The sequence below is a fragment of the Mesorhizobium sp. M2A.F.Ca.ET.067.02.1.1 genome (assembly GCF_004023285.1).
Taxonomy (GTDB): Bacteria; Pseudomonadota; Alphaproteobacteria; order Rhizobiales; family Rhizobiaceae; genus Mesorhizobium.
On the sequence record NZ_RZSB01000862.1, the window covers coordinates 1 to 2,283 of the forward strand.

Below are 2,283 nucleotides of genomic sequence, written 5' to 3' on the forward strand. Positions count from 1 at the left end.
CACCTGTTCCATTGCGTCCTCTTGGCTGGCTGGTTGGGCCGGCAGGCTAGCAAACGGGCGCGCGTGAACTCAAGCACGGCAGGCAGATCCACCTTGGTCGTGGACGCTTTGGGCGCGGTCGACAAAAATGGCCGGAGGTTTCCCTCCGGCCGCGCCGAGGTCAGCAGTGTTGCCTGCTACGGCCCGGGCTATTCGCGCTCGCCGGTGAAATTCAGGAGCAGCTGAAAGATGTTGATGAAGTTCAGATAGAGCGAGAAGGCGCCGAAGACGGCGAGCTTCTGCTGCGATTCCGCATCGAAATTCTCCGCATACTGCTCCTTGATGGTCTGCGTGTCCCAGGCGGTGAGGCCAACGAAGACGGCGATGCCGATCACCGAGATGGCGAATTGCAGCGCGGTCGAGCCGAGGAACAGGTTGACCACGCTTGCGATCACCACGCCGATCAGCCCCATGATCAGGAAGGACGAGAACTGCGTCAGGTCGCGCCTTGTCGTATAGCCGTAAAGGCTGGTGGCGCCGAACATCGTGGCGGCGATGAAGAAGGTGCGCGCGATGCTGGTCGAGGTGAAGACCAGGAACACCGAGGCGAGCGACAGGCCCATGACGGCGCAGAAGGCCCAGAACATCGTCTGCGCGCTCGCCGCGGACACGGTCTGCATCTTGAACGAGAAGAGCATGACGAAGGCGAGCGGCGCCAGCATCACCACCCATTTCAGCGGGCTGGAGAAGATCGGCACGTAGAGCGCCGGCGTCGAGGCCACGAAGAAGGCGACGAGGCCGGTGACGACGAGGCCGAGGCCCATATAGTTGTAGACGCGCAGCATGTGCTTGCGCAGGCCCTCGTCATAGACGGCTCCGGCCTGGACGCCGGTGCCCATTCGGTATCCCAGATTGGGGCTGTTCATTTGGTTCTCCTTGGTTCTCAGTAGAGAGTTCTGGCGAGTTTCTCGGCGGCACGATCGAGGCTGCCGGCGTCGCCGCGCCCGACCACCGCATAGGCGACCTCGCCGATCTGGAAATAGGCGGTTGAGATGTCGTCCGCGGGCGCGACCGTGGGCTTCACGACGTCGAACGTGCCCGGCCTGATGGCGAACAGCGAGACAAGGCCGAGGTCCTCGGTCTGGACCGCCATCTCGACGCTCGGCCCGAATTGAGAGGGATAGACCTGGACGTCGCGGATCTTCCAGTCGTCGGGCAGCGACGGCATGACGATTGCGGTGGCCGCGCGGATCTCGTCGGCATCATAGCCCGGCGCTTCCCGCTGCGACGGCATTGTCTCGCGCATCAAGGTCGTCCGGTGCGCTCTCACCGCATCCTCAACATAGGCCGGCGGCTGCGTCGAGGCGACCACCTTGGTCACCGCGATCGGCCCAAAGATGCCGTTGGCAAGCCAACCCGCCGCGACCAGCACGGCCGCGGCCGCTGCGCGCTGCAGCACGAAAAGCATCCGACCCCTGGCAAGGGCCCTTTCCAGCCGCCGCGCCGCTTCGGTCGTGGCCGGACGCGCCGTGCCGACAGGACCGGCAAGCGCGACGCGCAGTTCGTCGCGCGTCCGCAGATCCGACATCACGCGCGCCGCCGCTTCCGGGCGCGCGGCGAGGTGCGCCTCGACCTCGATGCGGCGGGCGACATCCAGCTGGTCGTCTACATAGGCGTCGAGATCGGCATCGGTTACGGGGTCGACAATGGCGGTCATTGATCGTCTCCCACGATCCTGAGATGCGGCCTGGCTTTCTGCGGCGCGCCCTCCTCCATCTCGCGCAGCGCGGCGCGCGCGCGGCCGATGCGCGACATCAAGGTTCCGAGCGGCACGCCGATGACTTCGGCGGCCTGCTGATAGGAAATTCCTTCGATGGCGACGAGATGGAGCGCGGAGCGCTGTTCCTCGGGGAGCGAAAGAAACGCTTCCCGGACCTGCGACAGGCGCACGGAATGATCCTGCGAGGCCGGCACGCTCTGGTCGGCGACCAGGCCGGCCTGTTCGATGCGCGCCGTCTCGGAGCGGCGCGAGCGCATGCGGTCGATGAAGATGTTGTGCACGATCGCCAAGAGCCAGGCGCGCAGATTACCGCCCGAGCGAAAGGTCGCGCGCCGCTCATAGGCGCGCACCAGCGCGTCATGGACGAGATCCTCGGCATCAGTGCTGTCGCGCGTCAGCGAGCGCGCATAGCGCCGCAGCGAGCCCAACTGCCCGACAATATCGAAGCGTGCCATAGATCGTTTCATGCCCTGTTTACGGAGCATGTAGGGAATTTAATCCCCTGCCCGGCATTTTCTTTATGC

Annotated in this window: 3 protein-coding genes; all 3 read right to left on the reverse strand. The window is 65.0% G+C overall.

Annotated features, from left to right (window positions below):
* Positions 1 to 188: 188 nt before the first annotated feature.
* From EOA28_RS32915 to EOA28_RS32925, 3 genes are read right to left on the reverse strand one after another with little or no spacing between them, the layout of a single operon-like run.
* The gene (locus EOA28_RS32915; protein ID WP_127253901.1) at positions 189 to 905 is read right to left on the reverse strand and encodes a Bax inhibitor-1/YccA family protein; all 717 of its coding nucleotides are present in this window, start codon (positions 903 to 905) and stop codon (positions 189 to 191) included.
* 17 nt (positions 906 to 922) lie between these two features.
* On the reverse strand, positions 923 to 1,696 hold the full coding sequence (locus EOA28_RS32920; RefSeq protein ID WP_127386112.1) for an anti-sigma factor: 774 nt from the start codon (positions 1,694 to 1,696) through the stop codon (positions 923 to 925).
* Positions 1,693 to 2,214: a sigma-70 family RNA polymerase sigma factor gene (locus EOA28_RS32925; RefSeq protein ID WP_245463299.1), complete on the reverse strand. Its 522-nt coding sequence runs from the start codon at positions 2,212 to 2,214 to the stop codon at positions 1,693 to 1,695. The genes EOA28_RS32920 and EOA28_RS32925 overlap by 4 nt, the downstream gene beginning before the upstream one ends.
* Positions 2,215 to 2,283: the final 69 nt, after the last annotated feature.